This window comes from Cohnella soli (assembly GCF_042655525.1).
Lineage (GTDB): Bacteria > Bacillota > Bacilli > Paenibacillales > Paenibacillaceae > Cohnella > Cohnella soli.
In genome coordinates, this window is the sequence record NZ_JBHSMI010000028.1 from 367,777 (window position 1) to 389,453 (window position 21,677).

The following is a 21,677-nucleotide window of genomic DNA, read 5'->3' on the forward strand; positions in this document are numbered from 1 at the left end:
CCGGGGTGTTCATTCCACTTGCTTATTCGCCTGCCTGAACTCGTTCGGCGTAATGCCGGTATATTTTTTGAACACCGTATAAAAGTAGGAACTATTCGTAAATCCCGTTTGCTCGGAAATATCGTTTACAGAAGAGTGTGAAGAAATAAGCAATTGTTTCGCTTTCTCAATCCTGATCTCATTAATATAATCAATGATCGATTTTGAGGTTAACTTCTTGAACATGCGCCCCAGATGGGTAGTCGATATTTTCGAGAGCTCTGCAATTCTGGTAATGGAAAGACTTTGCTCCATGTACTTGTCATTGATTATTTTCGTTATTTTATCGACAAGCTCATCGCTTTTCAGGCTTTTCCGTTCTTCCAGTTTTTTGCCGATATCGTCAAATCGTTTGTAGAAGTAATGATTGACTTCTTCAACCGATTCCATTGCGCTTAAGTTGATATTGCCAGTATCCATGTAGAATGACGAAGGCGAGCCGGCACCTCTTTCAATGGATTCGATAACTGAACTGACAGCATATTCAATATGGGAAATAGCCGAACGAAAAACAGGAAATGAATACCCGTTCGTTCCGTTGACAATATCCAGATAGGTCGTCTTCGCATGGTCCAGTTTTCCGAGTTTAAGCATGTCCGTCAAATACTTTTCTTTTTGCACGGGATACGCATATTCGATTAACTTCAGTTTGTTCGTGTCCTCTGCAAATACCGTGCATCGGCTACCGTAGAATATACGATATAGTGACGCATTGACGGCTTCGTCATATAGAACGCTAATGCTGCTGATTGTATCGCCAATAGAGCTGACTGCGGCGGACACGGATATGTCGTAAGGATTGAAAACGGCCTCCTGAACCTCTTGTACCCTCTCCTGCACGAGCTTGTGCAATTCGTCAGGAGAAGGATCAGGGACGTTAAATACAACCGTGATCTGATCGTCAGCGGAATCGATGGCCTCGCCCTTGCAATGCGCCGCAAACAAAGGAGAAATCCTATTCATCATGGCGTATTTTTGCGCGTTTCTGTCTTCGTAGTTGTATTTGGCGCAGTAAGCCGAGAAATGGTCGATGCGAAAAATAATAAGCATAAAACTGGATTCCGTAAGCAGCTCGACATGGAAATGTTCCAGCTTGTGCAACTGATCCTCTCTGTCATCATCGGTTTCATTGTGCAATAAGCTTCGCAAAAAATCTTGCCTGGCCGTCAGGAAACGTTTTTTTTCCTCTTTTTCAAGAATCGTTAGTTTCTTTGTAAGAAGATTAATAGGTTTATATAACCTGTTAGATATGAGGAAAGAGAATAAAAAGCCTGCCAATAAAATAATCAGGCAAACCGCTACGGTTTTTGTTTTCATGCTGTCAATTTTGCCAACGACGTTCGCGTATGGAGTAACACGAACAAACTTCCAATCGAACAAGTCCGAGTTGAGGTAAGTAACAAGTGATTTAACCCCGTAAACATCGCCCACAAAATACCCAGACTGCTCTTTGGCGGACAAGATCTTCTGAATATAGCCATACTCCGTCAGATTGTCCATCATGCCGTGGTTCAAGCTACGGATGACGGTTTCCCCCGCATTATTAATGATGAACGTATCGCTTGACGGAATCGAATCGAGCGAATCGATGGTTTCGCGCATCCAGTCCTCGGAAATGTTAAGGACGATGGCATTGTCCAAATCCCTCTCATTGGTTAAATCATAAAGAATAAAAGAATAAGCATTCAGAATTCGATCCTTGTCGATGCCGGTCAATGAAACGCGGGAGCTTCTCGGGATGAGGTCGGGAATTTTTTGGTTTTGGGCACGATCAAGAATGTTCACGATATCGTGATCGAAAAATTCATTCTTGCTATACTTAACCTTCACATTGGAACTGCTTACATAAAAATTTTTGGTAAGTCCATTATAAATATAAATGGAATCGATAAAGGGAGAGGTATTCCGGTAGGAAGAAAGCTGGTTGATCGCTTGAGATTCATCCAAAGAAACCGGTTTATAAGTAAGCAGATCCGATATTCTTGTATCAAAACGAATTTGAAAAGCGAGCGTTTGGGCAGTATTGCGCATCAATGTAGCGCTGTAGCCGACTTGCTTCAGATTTTCCTTGTTCAAATTGTAGTAGATCTTTAAACCGATGTTTTCAAAATTGATGTACAGGATCGTAGAAAGCGTCAGGATGGTGATTACGATCGTCAGCACAAATGAGAGCGCTATCTTTGCGTAAAGTGTATTCGCTTTGAAAAATTTAGGCAACGTAAGCAATTTACACCCTCCATATATGCAAGCCAGATTCTAGGGTTGCGCGATCTTGTTTATATGATACCTAGTTTACTCATTCCTTTGTCAAGCGAATTGTACTCCCTCGTCAAGCAATTGGAGTAGGGAGTCGCAATTTTAAATGCGCTGTGCCATTAGAGGATCCGCAATGTCAAAAAAGTGAAGTTGCATGCAAGAAAGTGAACACGGCTCGCTCCGGATATTGAACAGGGCATCGCGTATTTGGAGTATGTTTCTCTGAAGGGGGTGGCTTATACTTCTTCACATGGCAACCCGAAGTCAACGATTGAACCTTGAAAGGAAGTTGCAAATGTCAAATGGTTCCTACATGAGAGAGCTGATCAAAAATAAAGTGCTTTACCTGATGACGCTGCCGGGCTTACTCCTTATACTCCTTTTTAGTTATTTACCGATGGGTGGTTTGATCATAGCGTTCAAAGATTATCGATTCGATAAAGGGGTCTTCGGAAGCGCGTGGTCGGGATTGCAGAATTTTGAGTTTTTCTTTTCCTCGCAAGATGCGTTACGGGTGACATTCAACACGCTTTATATGAATGCACTTTTTATTGTTACTGGTACGGTTATGTCGATCCTATGTGCCCTATTGGTCATCGAATTAAAAAATAAAATCGGCAAAAAAATCATTCAGACAACTCTGCTCCTTCCTTATTTTATCTCGTGGGTTGTGGTCGGTTATTTCGTGTTCGCCCTGCTGAACAATCAGATCGGAGTCGTAAACCAATTGTTGACGCGGATTGGCGTCGGCAGCATCGACTGGTATTCCTCGCCGCATTATTGGCCGGTCATCCTGGTACTCGTGAGCATATGGAAAAATACGGGGTACTCGGCGATCATCTACCTTGCGGCGATCATCGGAATCAATGAGGAATATTATGAAGCTGCGCGAATAGACGGCGCCAACCGATTCCAGGAAGTAATGAAAATCACGCTTCCCCTGATTGCTCCGATCATCTCGATCTTGACCTTAATCGCGATAGGAAAAATCTTCTATGCCGATTTCGGGTTGTTCTACAACGTGCCGAGGAATATAGGCGTTCTCTATTCGACTACGGATGTGATTGATACTTATGTTTTCCGGGCGCTAAGGAATACCGGCGATATAGGCATGTCTTCTGCGGTCGCATTCTATCAATCGACGGTGGGCTTTGTGCTTGTGCTGTTTTCAAATTATATCGTCAGGAAGATCAACCCTGAAAATTCTTTGTTCTGAGGAGATAAGAGATGAGAAGCGCGATAAACCGCAAAAACCGTTTGAGCCAAAGTATCATTTATGCCGTATTGATCTTTTTTTGCCTTCTATGCATCATTCCGTTCCTCTTAATCTTGTCGATTTCATTGTCCGACGAGCAAGCGATTTCAGATTCAGGCTACTCTATTTTTCCAATCCACTTTACGACATACGCATACGAATATATTTTTAAGTTCCCGGATCTGATTCTCAATGCCTACCAAGTCACTACGCTCGTTACGGTTATCGGTACGGTACTCGGCTTGTTGGTAACGGCTATGCTAGCCTATCCGCTGTCGAGAAATCATTTGAAATACCGCAATGCGATTTCCTTTTATATCTTCTTTACACTGCTTTGCAACGGAGGCATGGTTTCCTGGTACATCATCACGACCCAGTATTTGCACTTGAAAGAGAACATATGGGCGTTGATTATTCCCTATCTTGCGAACTCCTGGTACGTGCTGCTCTTGAGAAATTTTTTCAGAGCCGTGCCGGATGCGTTGATTGAGGCGGCCAAGCTGGAGGGGGCCGGGGATTTCAGAATATTTTATCAAATTGCTTTGCCGCTCGCCAAACCCGGATTGGCTACAATAGCGCTCTTTATCGCACTTGGGTATTGGAACGACTGGTGGCTGGGGCTAATGCTCATTACGGGGAATGAAAGCGCTGTACCGTTGCAGCTTCTGCTTTACCGGTTGATGTCGACCTTGCAATTTCTGCAGTCGAATCCGGAAGCCGCGAGCAAGGGCATTATGATTCCCGGAGAAAGCGCGAGAATGGCCACTTGTGTACTCGTTATCGGGCCGATCATCTTCGTGTACCCGTTCTTTCAGAAGTATTTCGTGAAAGGCCTAATCGTAGGCGCAGTCAAGAGCTAGGCTTTACTCGGCATAGCCGGTGAGCAAATAGAGGAAAGAATCGATAAAGGGAGGAAAAGCATGGTGACCAAAAGTACGAGACTTAGAAGAAGAAAAATTTTAGGGTTGGGGGTTACGGCGACGCTTGTCTTCAGCGTTATGTTGGCCGGTTGCGGAGACAAAAAGAATACGCAGGGTAATGAGAACAGTTCATCTCAACCTTCTCAACCGTCGCAATCAACTCAACCGCCGCAGTCGGCATCCGCGGCAGATGACCTGAAGCCAGTCGAATTAAAGTATTACGTAGCGGTCGCCCCACAGAAAGATTGGAGCGAGGTAAATGCGAAGATTAACGAAATTACAAAAGCCAAAATTAATGCGACAGTGAAGCTGATCAACATCCCGTTCGGCGATTGGACGCAGAAGATGAATGTATTCATGGCTTCCGGGGAAGCGTTTGATCTAGCCTTTACCTGTCCTTGGCTGGGGCCGACGTATTATGACGCTGTCGCCAAAGGCGCGTTCTTGCCTCTGGATGATCTGCTGACCCAGTATGCGCCGAAACTGAAAGCTTTGGTGCCTGATATTGCATGGGATGCCACGCGTGTTAACGGCAAAATTTACGGCGCTATCAATTATCAGATTATGGCCATGCCGTATGGGGTTCTGATCGATCAGTCGCTGATGACGAAGTATAACTTCGACTTGGCGAAAGTTACGAAAATCGCGGACCTTGAACCTTTGCTGGAAGCAGCGAAAAATGGCGGGGACATCAAACAAGGCATAAGCCCCGAGCAACCGACATCGGCGCCTCCCGTACTGGGATACGACAGTATCGGAACGCAAATGGATCCGGGTTGGGTTAAACTAACCGACCCTTCGTTAAAGGTTGTCAACCAGTATGAAACGCAGGAGTTCAAGGATATTTTGACGCTATATCACAACTGGTTCAAAAAAGGGTATATCCGGAACGACATTTTGACAGCTGCGGCTAATTTCCAAAATGACTTTGATAACGGAAAATATATTGGCAAATCCGTCATCCCGGGAGGACTGAACGGCGATGTAACAGCAAGCGCTATGAGCAAAGTTGGACAAAAGTTCAAAATGCAGCCGCTGATCACCCCATTAATTACGACGGACCGAGCGATTGCGACCATGACGGCGATCAGCAGAACCTCCAAAAATCCCGAACGCGCCATGATGTTCCTTGAACTATTAAATACGGATCCGGAATTGTACAACACCCTTGCATTCGGGATTGAAGGGAAACATTGGGTGAAGACAGGCGACAAGCAAATCGATTACGGCCCGGGACTTGATGCGAATACGACAGGTTATGCACCTAATGTGAGCTGGGAATTCGGTCGTCAGGCTTTAGCATATTATTGGCCTGGCGAAACGGTGGGCATCTGGGATCAGGCAGAAGAAATGAATGCGACAGCCGATCATTCTCCATTGCTTGGCTTTAACTTTGACCCGACGCCTGTCAAGAGCGAGATCGCCAAAATCTCTTCCGTCACGACCGAATTGCTCGTGCCGTTAATGACCGGCGCGCTTGATCCCGAGGTGTATTTGCCGCAATTTCTCGATAAGCTTAAAAATGCCGGCGCCGATCATGTCATCGCAGAGAAACAGAAGCAGCTTGATGCCTGGAAGGCTAGCAATAAAGGATAGAGTGAATGGAATTCAGATAGCCTGAGGGTCCCTCTTCCGCTACGCGGAAGAGGGGATCGTAAATCATGAAAGGGGAGAGAAAGCATGCGCAAGAAGATATTATGTCTGTTGGTTATGATGTCTATGGCGGCTTCGTTTCTCATTCCGATGAAACAGGCAGCGGCAATGCCTCAAACTGTTTTCTTCGTTTCGCCGTCAGGCAACGACAGTAACCCCGGAACTGAAGCTTTGCCGTTCCGCACGATTGAAAAGGCACGTAATGTTGTACGGACGCTAAATAGCAATATGACCGGCGATATCCTTGTCTATCTGAGAGGCGGAACCTATTCGTTGACAGACACGCTGGCGTTCTCCTCTAATGACTCGGGTACCAATGGACATAACGTCATCTATAAAAATGTTGCAGGCGAGACACCTGTCCTCAGCGGCGGCACAACAATAAGCGGATGGACCTTGCACGATGCGTCCAAAAATATATACAAAGCCAGTGTCGGTTCGTTGGAAACAAGACAGATCTACGTTAACGGAGTTCGCGCAATTCGCGCCAGATCTGAGGGAGGACTTCCGGGAGCCGCCAAACATTATGATGCCAATAATAAATTTGACGGTTACACGACAACGGATGCTTCGATGCAGAACTGGGGAAACAAAAGCGATATCGAATTTGTGTTTTACATCCTTTGGACGCAGAAAAGCTGCCGGGTCGGGGATATTTCCGGCAATGTCGTAACGATGATTCAACCGTGCTGGAGCATGACAGCCAGCGATTATGTCAACAACCCGAATTACATCGAGAATGCCTATGAGCTGCTGGATTCGGCAGGGGAGTGGTATCTGGACAAGAACGCGCAGATGATCTATTACAAGCCGCGTGCAGGTGAAGACATGAGCACGGCCGACGTTGTCGCCGGAAATCTGGAAACGCTTGTGAGCGGGCAGGGGACGAAAGAAAATCCGGTCCATCATCTCCAGTTTGAAGGTATTACCTTTGCACATACGACTTGGTTAAGACCAAGCAGCGCTGCAGGAGCTCCCGACCTTCAGGCCAATTTCATGTTTGATTCGGTACCTCCTATGCCCTACCACGCCGGAATGGATAGCTGGGTTAAGCCGTCGGCGGCCGTTGATTTTACCCATGCCAACCATATCGTCATACACAGGAATAAATTTACGAAGCTTGGGGGGAGCGGTCTGTCATTCGGGACAGGCAGTCAGGATAATACGATAACGGGCAACGAGTTGTTCGACATCTCCGCCAACGGTATCGATCTGGGCGGGATATCGGCGGAGGATCATCACCCAACCGACGCCAGGAACGTAGTGAAAGGGAATAACATTTCCAATAACTATATCCATCATACGTCTGTTGATTATAAGGGCGGAATTGCGATCTGGGTAGGTTATGCGCGCGATACGATGATCGCCCACAATGAGATTTCCGAGGTTCCTTATACCGCGATCAGCATCGGATGGTCATGGGGGTTTAACGATTGGCCCTATTATCCTTTCGCCGCCGAATTGAATGCGGACATACCCAAGATAGAGGGCGGCAATAAACCGGCCAGCATCGGGGATAACGTCATCTTATCGAACCATATTCACGACTTTGGCAGCGACGATCTGATCGATCTTGGAGGCGTATATCTATTAGGCTCCCAGGAAGGCGTGCTCGTTGCCGGCAATGTCATCCATGACGACAGGCGGCCGTACGGCGCCATCTATCATGATAGCGGGAACAGATGGATTACGCTCAGGAACAATATCACTTACGGCAATAGCAATAATTTTTTGTTCTCGGGCAGCAGCAACGACGCGGAATTTAACTATTGGGATACATCCGCCAATAATATCCTGGATTACTTGAGGCCCAACGATTCCGTGTTCCAGAATAATTTTGCCATCGGAGACGGAAATGTTCCTTCTTATATTCTGGACAATGCGGGATTGGAAGCCGAATACAGCGATTTATTGTCTTATCCAACCGTCAATGTGGCAATAGGCAAGAAAACGGCAGCCTACTATACCGATGGCAGCCTTGCAACGATGCAGGCCGGAATGACGGCGGATAAAGCAGTGGATGGCAATAAAGGCACTGCGGCGCAGGCTACTAATCAAATGCTCTGGATCGAGGAGGTCGACCTTGGCGCGATCTATACGGTCAGCAAGGTGACCACCGTATTTGACGGACAGCAGCATGCCTACGCTACGGATTATGAGATACAAGTATCGGAGACAGGGGGAAATGGCAATTTCACCACCGTGAAGTCCGTCAGCGGAAATTCGGGAATCGTAAGCGAACAAACCTTTGCGGCGGTCAACGCGCGTTATGTGCGGATCAAAGCGGTCAAACCGGATACAATGGGCCAGCCCGGTGGACAAATGGCGATTTCGGAGCTGCAGGTTTACGGCAGGCTTCAAAGTACGCCTTCTCCTCTTCCCAACCAAACCGTTTCCCTAAAGCCCGATTATAATCTGGCATTGAATAGGCCGGCAGCCGCCTATTTCCTCGATGGCAGCCCTGCTACGATGCAGGCGGGAATGACGGCGGATCAAGCGGTGGACGGCAATACCGGCACTGCGGCGCAAGCATCCGGTCAAATGCTATGGATCGAGGAAGTCGATCTTGGCCGGGTATACAATATTAATCGCGTAACGGTCAATTTCGACGGAAACCAGAATGCCTATGCTACGGATTACGAGATTCAAGTATCGCAGACAGGGGGAAATGGCAATTTCACGACAGTGAAGACGGTCAACGGAAATGCAAGCCTTGCAAGCGAACAAACCTTCGTGCCGGTCGGCGCCCGATATGTAAGAATCAAAGCGTTAAAGCCGGATGCGGGTGGCCAGCCGGGCGGGCAAATGGCGATCTCGGAGATTCAAATCAACGAGTATAAAAATTTGGCCTATAAGAAAACGGCGAAAGCGTATTTCTTGGACGGTTCCATTGCGCAGATGCAAGCGGGCCACACGCCGGACGAAGCGGTAGACGGCAATGTAAACAATTACAACTTCTCGCAGGCAAGCAATCAATGGCGATGGATTCAGGAAGTGGATCTTGGGGCTCTATATGACATCAATATGGTCAAGATTTACTTCAAAGACGAGAATAATGGCGACGGGGATTACGGATTTGCAACACAGTATGAAATACAAGTTTCGCAGACTGGCGCGGCGGGCAGTTTCACAACCGTCTGGAGCACGTCCGCGGATAACTTCAGCAGAGAAATCGAGAATTATTTTACGCCGGTAATGGCGAGATTTGTGCGGATTCAGGCCAACAAGCCGGATGGACCGGAGCAATTCGGCGGGCAAATGAGCATTCGGGAGATGCAGGTATATGGCGTAGATAACGCTCTGTTCCTGTCGAACATCACAAGCAACGGCAATTCCAACAAGTCCCATTATGTGAACCTCTCGAACCAGAGCTTTACTTTCCAGGCGGGAGACGTGATCTCCTATGACGTTAAACTGTTGACCGATTCGACGGACATAGGCGGAATCGACATCCTGAACAGCGATTCTACGCGCTTCAAGGATGCGACCTGGTCCGATCAGCATGGCGTAACCGGCAAGCCTACGGGAGATTTGCGGTCGTACGCATATGGAAAGTGGTACCACAGAGAACTGACGATTCCAAGCTCGATGGCGGGCAAAACCTCGTCCAAATGGCTGCTTGCGCTGGAAAACGATTCTCCCAATACGCTGCTGCAAGCCATGTACGACAATATTGTCGTCAAAAGAGCGGGGAATACGGTATTGACCGTCTATAAAGACGGAAGTCCAAATCAAAATTCGGTTTACAGCAGCAGCGGCTTTGCGTATAGTTCGACCGGTGTCGGAGTCATGCAACGATAGTGAAGAAAAGGAGAGAGACAAAAATGAAAAAAATCAGAATGGGTGTAATCGGCTGCGGAGGAATTGCGAATTCGTCGCATTCGCAAGGGCTTGTTCAATTAAAAGAAATAATGACGGTTACGGCTACCTGCGACCGCAATCTGGATCGCGCGGAGCATATGGCTCAGCTTGTGGGCGCGAGCAAAGCTGTGACGGATTATCGCGATATGTTGGACGATGTGGACGCTCTACTGATCGCGTTGCCGCACGACTTGCACTACGAGGTGGGGCTGGCGTGTTTGAAAGCCGGCAAACACGTGCTGATGGAGAAGCCGCTTGCCAACACGGAGGACGAATGTGCGGAGCTGATCCGTACGGCGGAAGCGATGAACCGCGTGCTTATGACGGCCTATCCGGTGCCGTTCTGGCCGGTGATCGAGAAGATGAAGGAACTGATCGACAGCAAGGCGTACGGGGACATTTTCCAGCTGTCCATCTGGACCGAGCAATTGACGTTGGCGGAACCGGGACATTGGAGCAGTTCGGCGAAACGGCTGGGCGGCGGGCAGTTTTTCAGCCATGGGTGCCACTACGTCGACCTGATGCTGCGTATTCTCGGCAACCCGGTCAAGGGCGTGCATATGGGAACGAATCTCGGTACGCCGTGGATGGAGAAGGAAGGCACGAGCAACGTCACGCTCGAATTCGAGAACGGCGTGCTCGGTTACCATTTCGGCACATGGGGCGCGCGAGGATCGCGGCTGGGCTACAGCATCCATGCGCATTGCACGGAAGGGATGCTGGAAATGCACCTGGGCGAAGGAAAGCTGTATGCGCACTCGAACATGAAACAGGAGCATGGCGATTTGGAAACGGGGTCTACCTGCAAGATGCTGATGGAAATCGAGGAGCCGGGTAAAATGACGCAGCATGAAACGCGGAACTTTATCGAATGCATTACGAGCGGCAAGCGGCCGATCGTGGACGGACCGCGCAGCATCCAGGGGCTGCGGGTAATCTGGCGCCTGTACGAAGCCGAGCAGAACAACGCCATTGCGGATTTGCGCGGCCTCGGGCTGGACGAGGAATGGGACAACCCGGCTTTGCGGACGAGTTTCCAACTGACATAGGCGGTTCGAAGGCATCCGTTGGGATGCAGTAGCGACGCACCGAAGAGAACAGTAAAAGGATGGCCTTCGGCGCCGACTCATGCCGGAGCGAGGCCATCCTTTTATGTGTGTATGCGCAGCGATTATCGTGTTTTGAGCAGTGCAGGCAGGACAAAAGCGTCGATCGTTTCGTGTAATAGCTCGGCGGTCGCTTCGCCTGAGTCTCGTCTTCTGATGACGTACATCGTCGCGCTTTCGATCATACCGAGCATGCTTGCGGCGGCAAGCTCGTAATGGAGCGGGTTAAGCTCGCCGTCCGCATGCCCTTGGCGCAAAATGTCCGCGAGAAACGCGACGTATTCGTTCTTGAGCGCGACAATTCGCGTCAACACTTCCGTCTCGATTCCGTTCGTGATCTCGTTAGAGAGAATATGAACGAGCTCGCTGTACTGCAGGAATAATTCGCAATGTTTGCGGACGATGCTGCGAATCTGGTTATCCGGCGACTGGTTCTCGTCGAGCACTTCGCGGATTTGATTTCTCAGCAACTGGAAGCCTTCCGTGACGATCGTCTCGAACAGCTCCCCTTTGCCGGTAAAGTGGTAATATAAGGTGCCCTTTGCTACGTTTGCTTCTTTGGCGATGTCGTCCATGCTCGTTCGATGGTAGCCTAGCTCGGAGAAAAGCTTGACCGAAGCGTCGATGATTTTATTTCTGCTTACCGACATGTTCGTTCGATTCCTTCCCGGTAACGATTTGACAGCATTATACCATATCGCCGGGCATTAGGGCGTGTCTGAACACTCGCTCAGGGTCATTTTTCACCGCCTTTTCGCCCCCTGCTTCGTCACTTTTGCTCGACGTACCCCCGGTACGCCTTCACAAAAGTTCCTTGCATGGAACGAAAATTCGGCAAAATCTGCTCCCCTCGGAGTATTCAGACACGCCCTGGCCGATTGCAAGCGATCTTCGGCCAGCCCCGGTTGGCGGAATGGTCAGTATGCCGGCTTTCGTTCCTTTAATAGGCGCCCAGTGGATTGAACTTGAAGGCGGCGACAGAGAGAGAGTTGACTTGCTCATCGCCTCCATGTCCGGTACGTATACGCGAGTTGGTGCTCCGATTATTTTGTTCTCGTCCCATACCATCTTGAAGGCATTCCGCACGCGATCGAACTCATAGCTTAGAAGTGTGCCCGCTGTCTCCATCGGATAAGCGCGGCAGACACCGTGGAACGAAGAGTATTGATCCATTTCCGGATACAAATAACACCAATATGCATCGCTGCATAACAACCTTTCGAAGTTGCGCTGAACGTGCACGGAAGCGTCCTCCGCTTCATGCGATTCCCCGTACGCCCCCCATTCTCCGATGAGCATCGGCATGTTTAACCTTGTTCTCGTTATCTCGTGGCTATCGAAAATAAAGCTGACCCGGTCGCCGTTCGCGGCATGTACGTAGTCCGAGTCCGTGACGAGATCGTAGCCGTGAGGCGCGAACGCTTGCTGTGCGTCTCGGATGCCTGCTGCGTCTTGGACCGGCTCGATTGCGCTCGGCACACCAAGATTGGAGAAGTAGTTCGTCTCCAGGAACAGTAGTCGTTCAGGATCGGCCTGACGTAATCTGGCAGCGGCTTTGCGGTAGAATGCAGAAAGCTGGTCCCGCTCGAACGGGATTTGAGCAGGTGCCGTTTCTTGCATAATGTCCCGGTAGTCGTCGATAGAATCGAGGAATCCGAGCGCTTGCATTTTACTGTCAGGGTCGAGCCACATGTTCATTAGTTCATCGTTGCTAGGAGGCACCTTTCCCATACGTTCGCCGGCCAATCTGCCGTAAGACGAGAACATTGCGCCGACCATTTGCCGCACGTCCGATCCGATGAACGGTTCGTTCATCAGGTCGTAGCCGACCAAGTTGGGCTCGTCTCTCAGTTGCTCGACAACATAATGCCACGCTGAAATATAGTGATCTTGAAGTCCAACTCCGTCTACTGCCGGGGTGTTGGACCAGAAATGATCGAAAGCGGTTTGTACCGCGCGATTGAACAAATAAGCGTCGCTCCACAACTCGGTACCCTCGTAGACATGACCGTCCGTCAACGTTGCCCATGCCGGGGCGCCATCGCCAAATAACGAGCTGTAAAGATCTTGATGCATGTCCAGCATGACGTAGATGCCGAAGCGGTGAGCCATCCGGAATTGTATTCGCACAGTCTCGATGTATTTCGCGTCGTATTCTCCGGGCTTTGGTTCAATTCCGTCCCAGATGATGCCGAGCCGGATGAAGTTAAAGCCCCATTGCTGCAGTTTCTGAAAGTCAAACTCGGTCCACGACTCGCTATAACCTTTGCTCTTGTCTTTGCAGACCATGCTGATGCCATGAAGAATAACGTGCCGTCCTTGCGCGTCCAGGAAGCGGGAGCCGTCCGCGATGATCGGTTTCATGGGAATTCCTCCGATTCGTTATTTGATATGACTAGTCAGTACAAAAAATATAATAGGTATGCATGGCGGATGTCAACTGGCGGTTGGTGAGGGGGAGATATTGGTGCTGGGATTAGTTAGACTGACTCAAACTGCGGCGGCCTTCAGGGGCTCTTAGCAGGTGATTAGTTAGACTAATGCAAACCTGCAGTGGAACATTTTTGTGGAGGCTATTGACAACATGGGTGAGGTTGATTTATTTTTAAACTGACTGGTCAGTACAAATTTATTATAGGAGGAATTGACAATGGATTACAAAGTGAAAGCGACCTTTAACCCGCCCGCAGGTAAACGCGGTGAACGAGTGAGACTAGAAGTTGAGTACGAAAGCGCGGAAGACATTGGAATGCTGGATAGGTCCGTGCTTCGAATAGGAAGCAACGGCATATTCGATGTCATGAAGCAGGAAGGCGACCGGAAATTCTCATGGACATACGTCATTCCGTGGGAGGCGCCGATACGGTCGTACGACATCGAGTTCTATGCGCTTGATCCGAAAGGGCAGAAAGGTCCCGTGCAGACCGTTCGCTACCAGGTCACCGGCTGACGTTTGTGCTTTTACCGCCACATAGGCTTACAGGGATCAAAGTTTCTCTGAATCCGTCGAGTAGCTATCAAAGATGTAACTGCAGCCAATAGAAGGAGCTTGGGCGGGCTGCTTAGTGACGTAACTAGTACCCGCCCAAGCGCATTTAACGATAGGAATTAACGATAGGAATTCACTGGAGCCCGCCGAGTCAGTCAGTTATAATGAAAGCGCTTGGAGGAATGAAGTGCCGAGCGTATCATCAGCGGGGGGCGAGCGCAATTGGGAAGCATTGAACATCATGCTAATCGGGAATGGAAGATTCCAGGCACGATCGAACGTTGGGATGAGGCATTGCCGCTTGGGAACGGGCTAATCGGCTGTCTGGTCTGGGGAGACGGCGAACCGCTCAAGTTTAGTCTCGATCGGGGGGATTTGTGGGACGAGCGTCCTGCCCCACAGACAGTCGCGGAAGACTTCACGTACATAGAACTAATCCGTCTCGTCGAAGCGGGTAAACAGGATGAAATCCTGTCGCGCTTCGACGACTTCTTTTCGGCTTATCCGAATCCGACGAAGCTGTCTGCTGGACGACTTGAGCTCCGTTTCGGGCAGCAGGCCGAGCATACCGAGAATCTGCTGGATATGAACGATGCAGTAGCGAACGTCAAGATGCACTTTCATAACGGAAGCTGCGTCGTGCGAAGCTATTGTCATGCCGTTGATGGGCTCGGTTATATTCAGGTCGTAGGAGATGGTTGCGAGCCTGCGCTGCAACTCGTCGCGCCAAGTTACGCCGGGGAGACGGAGGAGCGGGCCGATACTCGCTCGTCGTTCGACATCCGGCTCGAATCGCTGGGTTACCCGGCGGCGGAATACGCAAAGAGCGAAGAGCTTTCTTGGTTTGTACAACGTACGGCGCATGACCTCGAGTACGCAATTATCGTCGCTTCCCGCAACGTAAAACCCGGCATGTGGGAATACGTCTACGCCATCGCACAGAACAATGAAGGCAACGATTGGCTTGAACAGGCGAAACGCCGCGTCTCAACTGCCTCTGGCACTGGCTTCGATGCAGCGTTGACCTCCCATCGTTTATGGTGGAAGTCGTATAACGAGCAAAGCGATATTTTCTTGCCTGATGCGCTCGCGGAACGCAATTGGCGGATGACGAATTATTTGTTCGGTTCCGCCGCTCGCGAAGGAGCGCCGCCGATGCCGTTGCAGGGCGTATGGACGGCGGACGAAGGCGTGCTGCCGCCGTGGAAGGGCGATTACCACCACGACTTGAATACCGAATTAAGCTATTGGCACGGATGGAAAGCGAACAGATTGGAAGGCGGCAAAGGGTTCGTCGATTACTTGTGGAATTTGCGCCCGCAAGCGAGCGAATTTGCAAGCCGTTTCTTCGATGCTCCCGGCATCAACTTGCCGTCCGTCATGACGTTGGACGGTCGGCCGCTCGGCGGCTGGCCGATGTACAGCTTAAGCATCGCCAATCAGATGTGGCTGTGCCAATCGTTCGATCATTACTGGCAATATAGCGGGGATGAGAATTTCCTGAGGGAGAGGGCGTATGTCTTTTTCTCGGAAACGGCGGCGTGTATGCTCAGATGGCTGAAGCCGGGCGAAGATGGGAAGCTGAGACTTCGGTTGTCGAGTTCGCCGGAGATACATGACAATTCGCTGGCATCCTGGCTGACGCCAAATAGCAACTATGATCTCGCGTTACTGCGTTATTTGTTCGGACGACTCGCGGATATGGCGAAACGGCTCGGCTTGAACGAAGATCACGACAAGTGGATCGAAATATTCGCCACACTGCCTGAATTAGCCGTGAACGAAGCTGGAGAGCTTATGATATCGCCGGACGAATCGCTTACGGAAAGCCATCGTCACCACTCACATGCGATGTCGATTTTCCCGTTGCAGCTTCTTTCCTATGAGAGAGACGAACAGGAACGCCGAATTATCGACGGAACGATCTCCGGGCTGGAGAAGCTGGGAAAAGGACGGTGGACTGGTTATTCATTCGCCTGGATGGCGGCCCTGTATGCCATGCAAGGAAACGGCGAAGGTGCTTGGTACCATCTGGAAACCTTCTGGCGCCACTTCTGCTCGCAGAACGGTTTCCATCTAAACGATGATTTCCGTTGCACGGGACTGACTCAATCCCACGGCCGACCGTTTACGTTGGAAGGCAACATGGCTGCAGCAGCAGCGCTACAGGAAATGGTGCTTCAAGATCAGAACGGCATCTTGCGCATATTCCCTGCCATACCCGAACAATGGAAACGTGAAGGGCTGAGCTTCCGTTCTCTTCGTTCTTTGCTCGGCGTGCTGGTCTCGGCAGCAATGACGAACAGGAAGGTTCAATATGTTGAACTGACTGCGTTACGGGATGTCGCTTTCGAGTTGGAAGATCCAACGGATGGCACAAAGTTCATTCATGTGACATTAGGCAAGGGCGAACGCTTGAAGTGGGAAAATCCAGCATTCATCGCGCAATAAACTGGCGGAGGACAACTAGATGAACAGAACAATGAAGTTTCGCGAAGACGGGTCTTTTACGATTATTCAATTTACGGATGTGCATTGGCAGGAAGGCGGAGAGCTAGACCGACAGTCGGAGGCCGTCATGAGAACAGTCCTCGATAATGAAAGCGCTGATCTCGTCGTCTTCACAGGGGATTTAGTATATCCATCAGGCAAAATCGACCCCAAGGAGTCGTTGCGGCAAGCGGTGGCTGAAGTCGTTAAGCGCGGTTTGCCATGGGCGTATGTGTTCGGCAATCACGACACGGAGAGGCACATTACGCGCTCCGAGCTGATCGAAGCGGCTATCGCCGAGCCCTATTGCGTTGCGGAACGCGGGCCAGTGCAGCTGACAGGGGAAGGCAACTACGTCATTGAAATCGCGAATGCGAGAGAAGAATGCAAGGCGGCCCTTTATTTTATGGACTCAGGCAACGTCTCCCCTTTGCTGTCCGTGGATGGATACGATTGGATTCGCCGGGACCAGATTGATTGGTATGAGAAAGAGTCGCGCGCGCTGGCGGAACGGTCGGGCGTTGCGGCGGTTCCTGCGCTCGCGTTTTTCCACATTCCGTTGCCGGAATACGACGAAGTGTGGAAAGCAGGCGAGTTTTACGGCACGAAATTGGAACAAGTATGCTGCCCTAAAGTCAATTCGGGATTGTTCACGGCGATGCTGGAGCGGGGCGACGTCATGGGTACGTTCTGCGGACACGACCATGTGAACGATTACTGGGGAAACCTCCACGGCATTCGGTTATGCTACGGCCGAGCGACGGGACTGAACACGTATGGCCGGGATGACTTTGAGCATGGCGCGCGTATTATCCGGCTGCAAGAAGGGCAGCCCGGATTCGAGACTTGGCTCAGGTTGGGAACGGGAGAATAGATCGAAAAACAGGAAGCTCATGTGGGCTGATGTCTGGATGCGAAAACCCCGATGAAGTGTTCGAACTTCATCGGGCTTTTCTCTATGAGCGCGTAATTTAAGAACAAGATGAGCGCAAAATTTTCGCACACATGGGCTAGAGTCCCTCTACCTGCGGATCACCTCGCGCCTCGCTTTGTACGATATTTCGTATAAACGTCCTCAGACAGACTCCACGTACTCCGCTTTGTACGATATTTCGTACAAACGCTCTCAGACAGACTACCACGTACCCTGCTTTGTACGATATTTCGTACAAACGCTCTCAGACAGACTACCACGTACCCTGCTTTGTACGATATTTCGTACAAACGTCCTCAGACAGACTACCGCGTACCCTGCTTTGTACGATATTTCGTACAAACGTCCTCAGACAGACTACCACGCACCTGCTTTGTATGATATTTCGTATAAACGTCCTCAGACAGACTACCACGTGCGCAGCTTTGTACGAAATTTCGTACAAACGCTCTGGCTATCGAGGATGAACGCGAATTTTCACATACATTCGGCCCAAGTCCCTACGGCCACCGCGGAGTTAGCGGCTGACGGTGTGTTACCGACGGGGGGGCGGGCTGGTATCGGACATTTGTTTGTTGATTGCGCCGACTTCGTTTTTTCGGATATTGTCTTGCGATCAGGTCAGTTATCTTTCAGCGATTCCCGGTATTCGGACGGGCTTTGGCCCGTCATGTTCTTGAACGCCCGCGAGAAGTAATGGGAGTCTGAGTAGCCTACGATTTCGGAGATGAGCTTGAAATCCAGGTCGGGCTTCGTCTCGATCAATCGTTTCGCTTCCTGAATGCGCAGCGAGGCGAAATACTGCATCGGGGGCTCGCCTTTCATCTTTTTGAATACTCGAATCAGGTATGAAGGGTTGAAGTTGAATTTGTCCGCCAGGTCGGTCATGCTGATCGGCTTCGCCAAGTTGGCGCGGAAAAATTGCTCCATACTCTCCACGAGTCCTTCTGTGGAAAGGGGCGTTTTGCTCTGCGGCTGCAGCAACGACTGCATCGCATGCAAGACGTTATGCCGAAGCTCGTCCCAACTGCCGGACACGGCGACCAGCTCGTGTAATTCCTGAATTGCGGTCGCTGATGCCTGTTCAGCATCGGCTCCGAGACGTCCCATCAATCCTCTCGTCAATTGGGAAAGCGCCTGCTCTACCTGACGTTGAGGCATTCTATCGTTGTGCCAAACCCCGAACAATCCGCGAAGCTCCTCGTCCAGCCATTCGCTGCGCTGATCGCTTTCAAGCTTGCGAACGGCATTTAACGCGTCGAGCGGAAGGCTGGATGCGGCAACGTCAGACGGTCGCTTCTCGTCGCGTCGAATGACGGCCGAACGAAACGGAACAAGCTCGTTGTCGAGCGCCGTTGCCAGATGGCGCGCCTTGTCCCGCAAGGACGATAGCGACACGGGAGAGGAGTCTGTACATATGGTTGCCGGTACGGAGCTCAGCACGTACTGGGTCAGAACTTCCCGTATTTTCTCCGCCGCCTGGCCCTCGTCCAGTCCGTCCTCCCGATCTTTGGCGACGACGAGCCACTTCTTGTTGGCGATTTTGTCATCCAGCACCCATCCGCGGCTTTCTTGAGCCAAACACTGCGACAGAAGAGATGTCCAGTCGACTAAACTCCATAAACGATGGAAGTATTCGGCGTCGAGCACTTCAATCGCGCGTTCGTAGAGATTGCCGAGGCAGATCAAATACAGCTGAAGTTCGCTTGCCGCAAGGCGCGGCGGAAGCTGTTCCGGAGGTTTCATTCCGCTCATACAGCGAAGCAGCGTCTCTCGTTCCCTCTCGACCGCCTTCAAATCCAGCTTGATTTTCAGACTTTCGACCGTCTCGGTCAGCGCATCCATTCTAAGAGGTTTAAGCAAATAGTCGGTGACGCCGAGTTTGATCGCTTGCTGCGCATAGGCAAAGTCGCTGTAGCCGCTCACGATGACGATTTCCATCTCCGGGTGCAAGGAGCGAGCTTGCCGGATCAGTTCCAAACCGTCCAGCACGGGCATGCGGATGTCCGTGAACAGCGCGTCCGGCTTTAGCGAAGCGACTAAACCAAGCGCATCTTCTCCGTTCATGGCCGAAGCAACGACGTTAAAGCGCGAGTCGGCTTTGCCGATTTTGTCGATCGTGTCCTCCAGAATGATATGTTCGTCTTCAGCTACGACTACTCGGTAGAAGCCGTTCTCACCCATTGTTGTGATCCTCCATCATGACGCTGCCTCCGATCGTGACGATCATGCCTTGATCTTCCGCGCGCGCGACGTTAAAAATGGCTTTCTCGTTATAGAGCAGCTTAAGCCTGAAATACGTGTTAACCAACCCGATCCCGTAAGCCGGCTCGGATTCCCGGTCGAAATCGAAGCTTTCGTTTTTGATTTTGCTTTCGAGCTCCTGCAGCTTCGATTCGTCGAAGCCCGTGCCGTTGTCGCGAATGGCAATTTCCCACCCGTAAGCGGAACGTTGGCCCGTAATGACGATGTGCCAAGGGGGGCGGCCTTGAAAGGCGTGCTTAAAGCAGTTCTCGACGACAGGCTGGACGATTAGCCTAGGTACTTTAATGTTGCGCATGTCCGCAGGCACGTCGATGATATAGGAAAATTGGTCGGCGTAACGGATTTTCATCAGCGCCAAATACTGTTGCAAGTAGTCCAGTTCGCTCGCCAGTTCGACCGGCTTCGAGCTTTCGACGGTAATGTACCGGAGCATGTCCGATAAGCTCTGGCACATGCCGGCAATTTCCGCCTGGTCGTTCTTCTCGGCTTTAATGCTGATCGTCGAAAGCGTATTGTAAAGGAAGTGCGGATTCATCTGCGCCTGTAGCGCCAGCATACGCGCCTGGATCTCGTGCGACCGGGCGGATACGACTTCGTCGAGCGACACTTTCAAGCGGGCGCACATTTCCACGAAAGATTGGTTCAGTTCCTCAAGCTCGTTAAGCTTGTTCAGCTTGGCGGAGGAATGGAGCTTCGGTTCCAACGTGTCCAGGCTTAAGATGCGGATCGATTTGCGAATTCGTTTGATCGGAATCGTCAGCCCTTTGGACACGAAGAAGGTCAGCATCATCGTCACGAACAGGATGGCGATGCCGATCAACAAGAGACGATCCCGAAACGTACGGATCGGCTCGAGCAGCGTCGATTCCGATTGCGCGAGGACGACCGTCCAACCCGTAAACTCGGAACGGGAAAACGCGAGAATGTCGTGTCCTTTCGGCTCGAAGCTTTGCGTTCGGACGGTATCGTGCAAGGCTGTGTTGCGCTTAAGCGCGTCCCAGTAATAGGCGGATTGCGCCGTTGAATAACCGCCTTCGGGGCGGTACGGATAGGCGAGATTACCGTCCCCATCGAATACGTAAGCCTGGATTTTACCTGTGGTCGTCTGGCCGGGGAGCTGTACGGAGCGCTCGATCAGCTTAACGAATACGTTGTAATCTTGCTGGATCTCGACAACGCTGTCCACCTTCGCCCCGAATATTTCGGCGAACGCACGGCTTAGCGAGATGACCGTCATGTCGGAATTGTTCCAATCATTGCGGCGAGGGAGCGCGATGGACTTTTTCCCGTCCCGAAGCAAAGCGCGCTGCACCCAATCCTTTTTCGCTAGAATGCCGGGATCGAACGCATACATATCATACTCTTTGCCGAATTCGACGAACCGCCCGTTTTTGCCGAACAAGTTCATCTGATAGAACTGGGAAGGCGTCCCGGTAATGGAGAACAGCAAGCTCGAGATGTCCCATTGGGTGCGAAGCTCGCCTGCTTCGGTGCCCGCAGGTCCGGAGAAGAACAGTTGCTTCACTTGCTCGGAGATGATGACCCGCTCGGCGATGGAGTCCATGTTCCGAAACGCGGTGTCCAGCTTATCCGACAAGTTAAGCGCGAGCTGCCCGGTGGATTCCGAAGCTCTTTGCTCTAGTATGCGTGACGTCGTGAAATAAAACGATAAAATAAACACGACGATAATCGTCAGGATTAAGCTCGAGTAGCTGAAAAAAAGCTTGGATTGGATGCTCTTGAACTTCATGGCGCCAACCTTCCTTATTGGAAAAAGGGTATGTGTAACATTGTGAAAACGTTTTTGTAACAAGTCAATATTGTCCACGCCATTTGGTCACTTTTATTTATTTCATAAATATCCTCTCGGCTTTACGATAAAGAAGCAATTCATCCGACACACGATAAA

At 50.6% G+C, this 21,677-nt stretch carries 13 protein-coding genes; 8 read left to right on the top strand and 5 right to left on the bottom strand.

The features are described 5' to 3' along the window. Positions 1-9: 9 nt before the first annotated feature. Positions 10-2,265 (bottom strand): helix-turn-helix domain-containing protein, encoded by a 2,256-nt coding sequence (locus ACFPOF_RS17910; RefSeq protein WP_378135062.1) that lies wholly within the window; start codon positions 2,263-2,265, stop codon positions 10-12. Positions 2,266-2,590: 325 nt separating this feature from the next. Here ACFPOF_RS17910 and ACFPOF_RS17915 point away from each other — a divergent pair, with 325 nt between their 5' ends. The 5 genes from ACFPOF_RS17915 to ACFPOF_RS17935 all read left to right on the top strand — a co-directional run bounded on the left by ACFPOF_RS17915 (position 2,591) and on the right by ACFPOF_RS17935 (position 11,033). After that, on the top strand, positions 2,591-3,511 hold the full coding sequence (locus ACFPOF_RS17915; protein WP_378135064.1) for an ABC transporter permease: 921 nt from the start codon (positions 2,591-2,593) through the stop codon (positions 3,509-3,511). 11 nt (positions 3,512-3,522) lie between these two features. Continuing rightward, positions 3,523-4,410, top strand: a complete 888-nt coding sequence (locus ACFPOF_RS17920; RefSeq protein ID WP_378135066.1) for a carbohydrate ABC transporter permease — start codon at positions 3,523-3,525, stop codon at positions 4,408-4,410. Between the two features lie 60 nt (positions 4,411-4,470). Further along, on the top strand, positions 4,471-6,066 hold the full coding sequence (locus tag ACFPOF_RS17925) for an ABC transporter substrate-binding protein (protein WP_378135068.1): 1,596 nt from the start codon (positions 4,471-4,473) through the stop codon (positions 6,064-6,066). Positions 6,067-6,150: 84 nt separating this feature from the next. Further along, positions 6,151-9,924, top strand: a complete 3,774-nt coding sequence (locus ACFPOF_RS17930; RefSeq protein ID WP_378135070.1) for a discoidin domain-containing protein — start codon at positions 6,151-6,153, stop codon at positions 9,922-9,924. A 23-nt stretch (positions 9,925-9,947) separates the two neighbouring features. Next, positions 9,948-11,033 carry a Gfo/Idh/MocA family protein gene (locus ACFPOF_RS17935; RefSeq protein WP_378135072.1) on the top strand — a complete coding sequence of 362 codons (1,086 nt, stop codon included), beginning with the start codon at positions 9,948-9,950 and terminating at the stop codon, positions 11,031-11,033. 122 nt (positions 11,034-11,155) lie between these two features. Here ACFPOF_RS17935 and ACFPOF_RS17940 read toward each other — a convergent pair whose 3' ends face one another. Together ACFPOF_RS17940 and ACFPOF_RS17945 are read right to left on the bottom strand one after the other, a co-directional pair. Next, the gene (locus ACFPOF_RS17940; RefSeq protein WP_378135074.1) at positions 11,156-11,740 is read right to left on the bottom strand and encodes a TetR/AcrR family transcriptional regulator; all 585 of its coding nucleotides are present in this window, start codon (positions 11,738-11,740) and stop codon (positions 11,156-11,158) included. A 151-nt stretch (positions 11,741-11,891) separates the two neighbouring features. Beyond that, positions 11,892-13,454 (bottom strand): cellulase family glycosylhydrolase, encoded by a 1,563-nt coding sequence (locus ACFPOF_RS17945; protein WP_378135076.1) that lies wholly within the window; start codon positions 13,452-13,454, stop codon positions 11,892-11,894. 286 nt (positions 13,455-13,740) lie between these two features. On the opposite strand from ACFPOF_RS17945, the gene ACFPOF_RS17950 reads away from it, so the two are divergent. The 3 genes from ACFPOF_RS17950 to ACFPOF_RS17960 all read left to right on the top strand — a co-directional run bounded on the left by ACFPOF_RS17950 (position 13,741) and on the right by ACFPOF_RS17960 (position 17,443). Next, the gene (locus tag ACFPOF_RS17950) at positions 13,741-14,040 is read left to right on the top strand and encodes a hypothetical protein (protein ID WP_378135078.1); all 300 of its coding nucleotides are present in this window, start codon (positions 13,741-13,743) and stop codon (positions 14,038-14,040) included. A gap of 261 nt (positions 14,041-14,301) precedes the next feature. Next, complete coding sequence (locus tag ACFPOF_RS17955) at positions 14,302-16,530, top strand: glycosyl hydrolase family 95 catalytic domain-containing protein (RefSeq protein ID WP_378135080.1); 2,229 nt, start codon at positions 14,302-14,304, stop codon at positions 16,528-16,530. A gap of 19 nt (positions 16,531-16,549) precedes the next feature. Next, complete coding sequence (locus tag ACFPOF_RS17960) at positions 16,550-17,443, top strand: metallophosphoesterase family protein (RefSeq protein WP_378135082.1); 894 nt, start codon at positions 16,550-16,552, stop codon at positions 17,441-17,443. A 681-nt stretch (positions 17,444-18,124) separates the two neighbouring features. Here the strand turns inward: ACFPOF_RS17960 and ACFPOF_RS17965 are convergent. Both ACFPOF_RS17965 and ACFPOF_RS17970 read right to left on the bottom strand, forming a co-directional pair. After that, on the bottom strand, positions 18,125-19,687 hold the full coding sequence (locus tag ACFPOF_RS17965; protein WP_378135084.1) for a response regulator: 1,563 nt from the start codon (positions 19,685-19,687) through the stop codon (positions 18,125-18,127). After that, positions 19,680-21,518 (bottom strand): cache domain-containing sensor histidine kinase, encoded by a 1,839-nt coding sequence (locus ACFPOF_RS17970; RefSeq protein WP_378135086.1) that lies wholly within the window; start codon positions 21,516-21,518, stop codon positions 19,680-19,682. The genes ACFPOF_RS17965 and ACFPOF_RS17970 overlap by 8 nt, the downstream gene beginning before the upstream one ends. Positions 21,519-21,677: the final 159 nt, after the last annotated feature.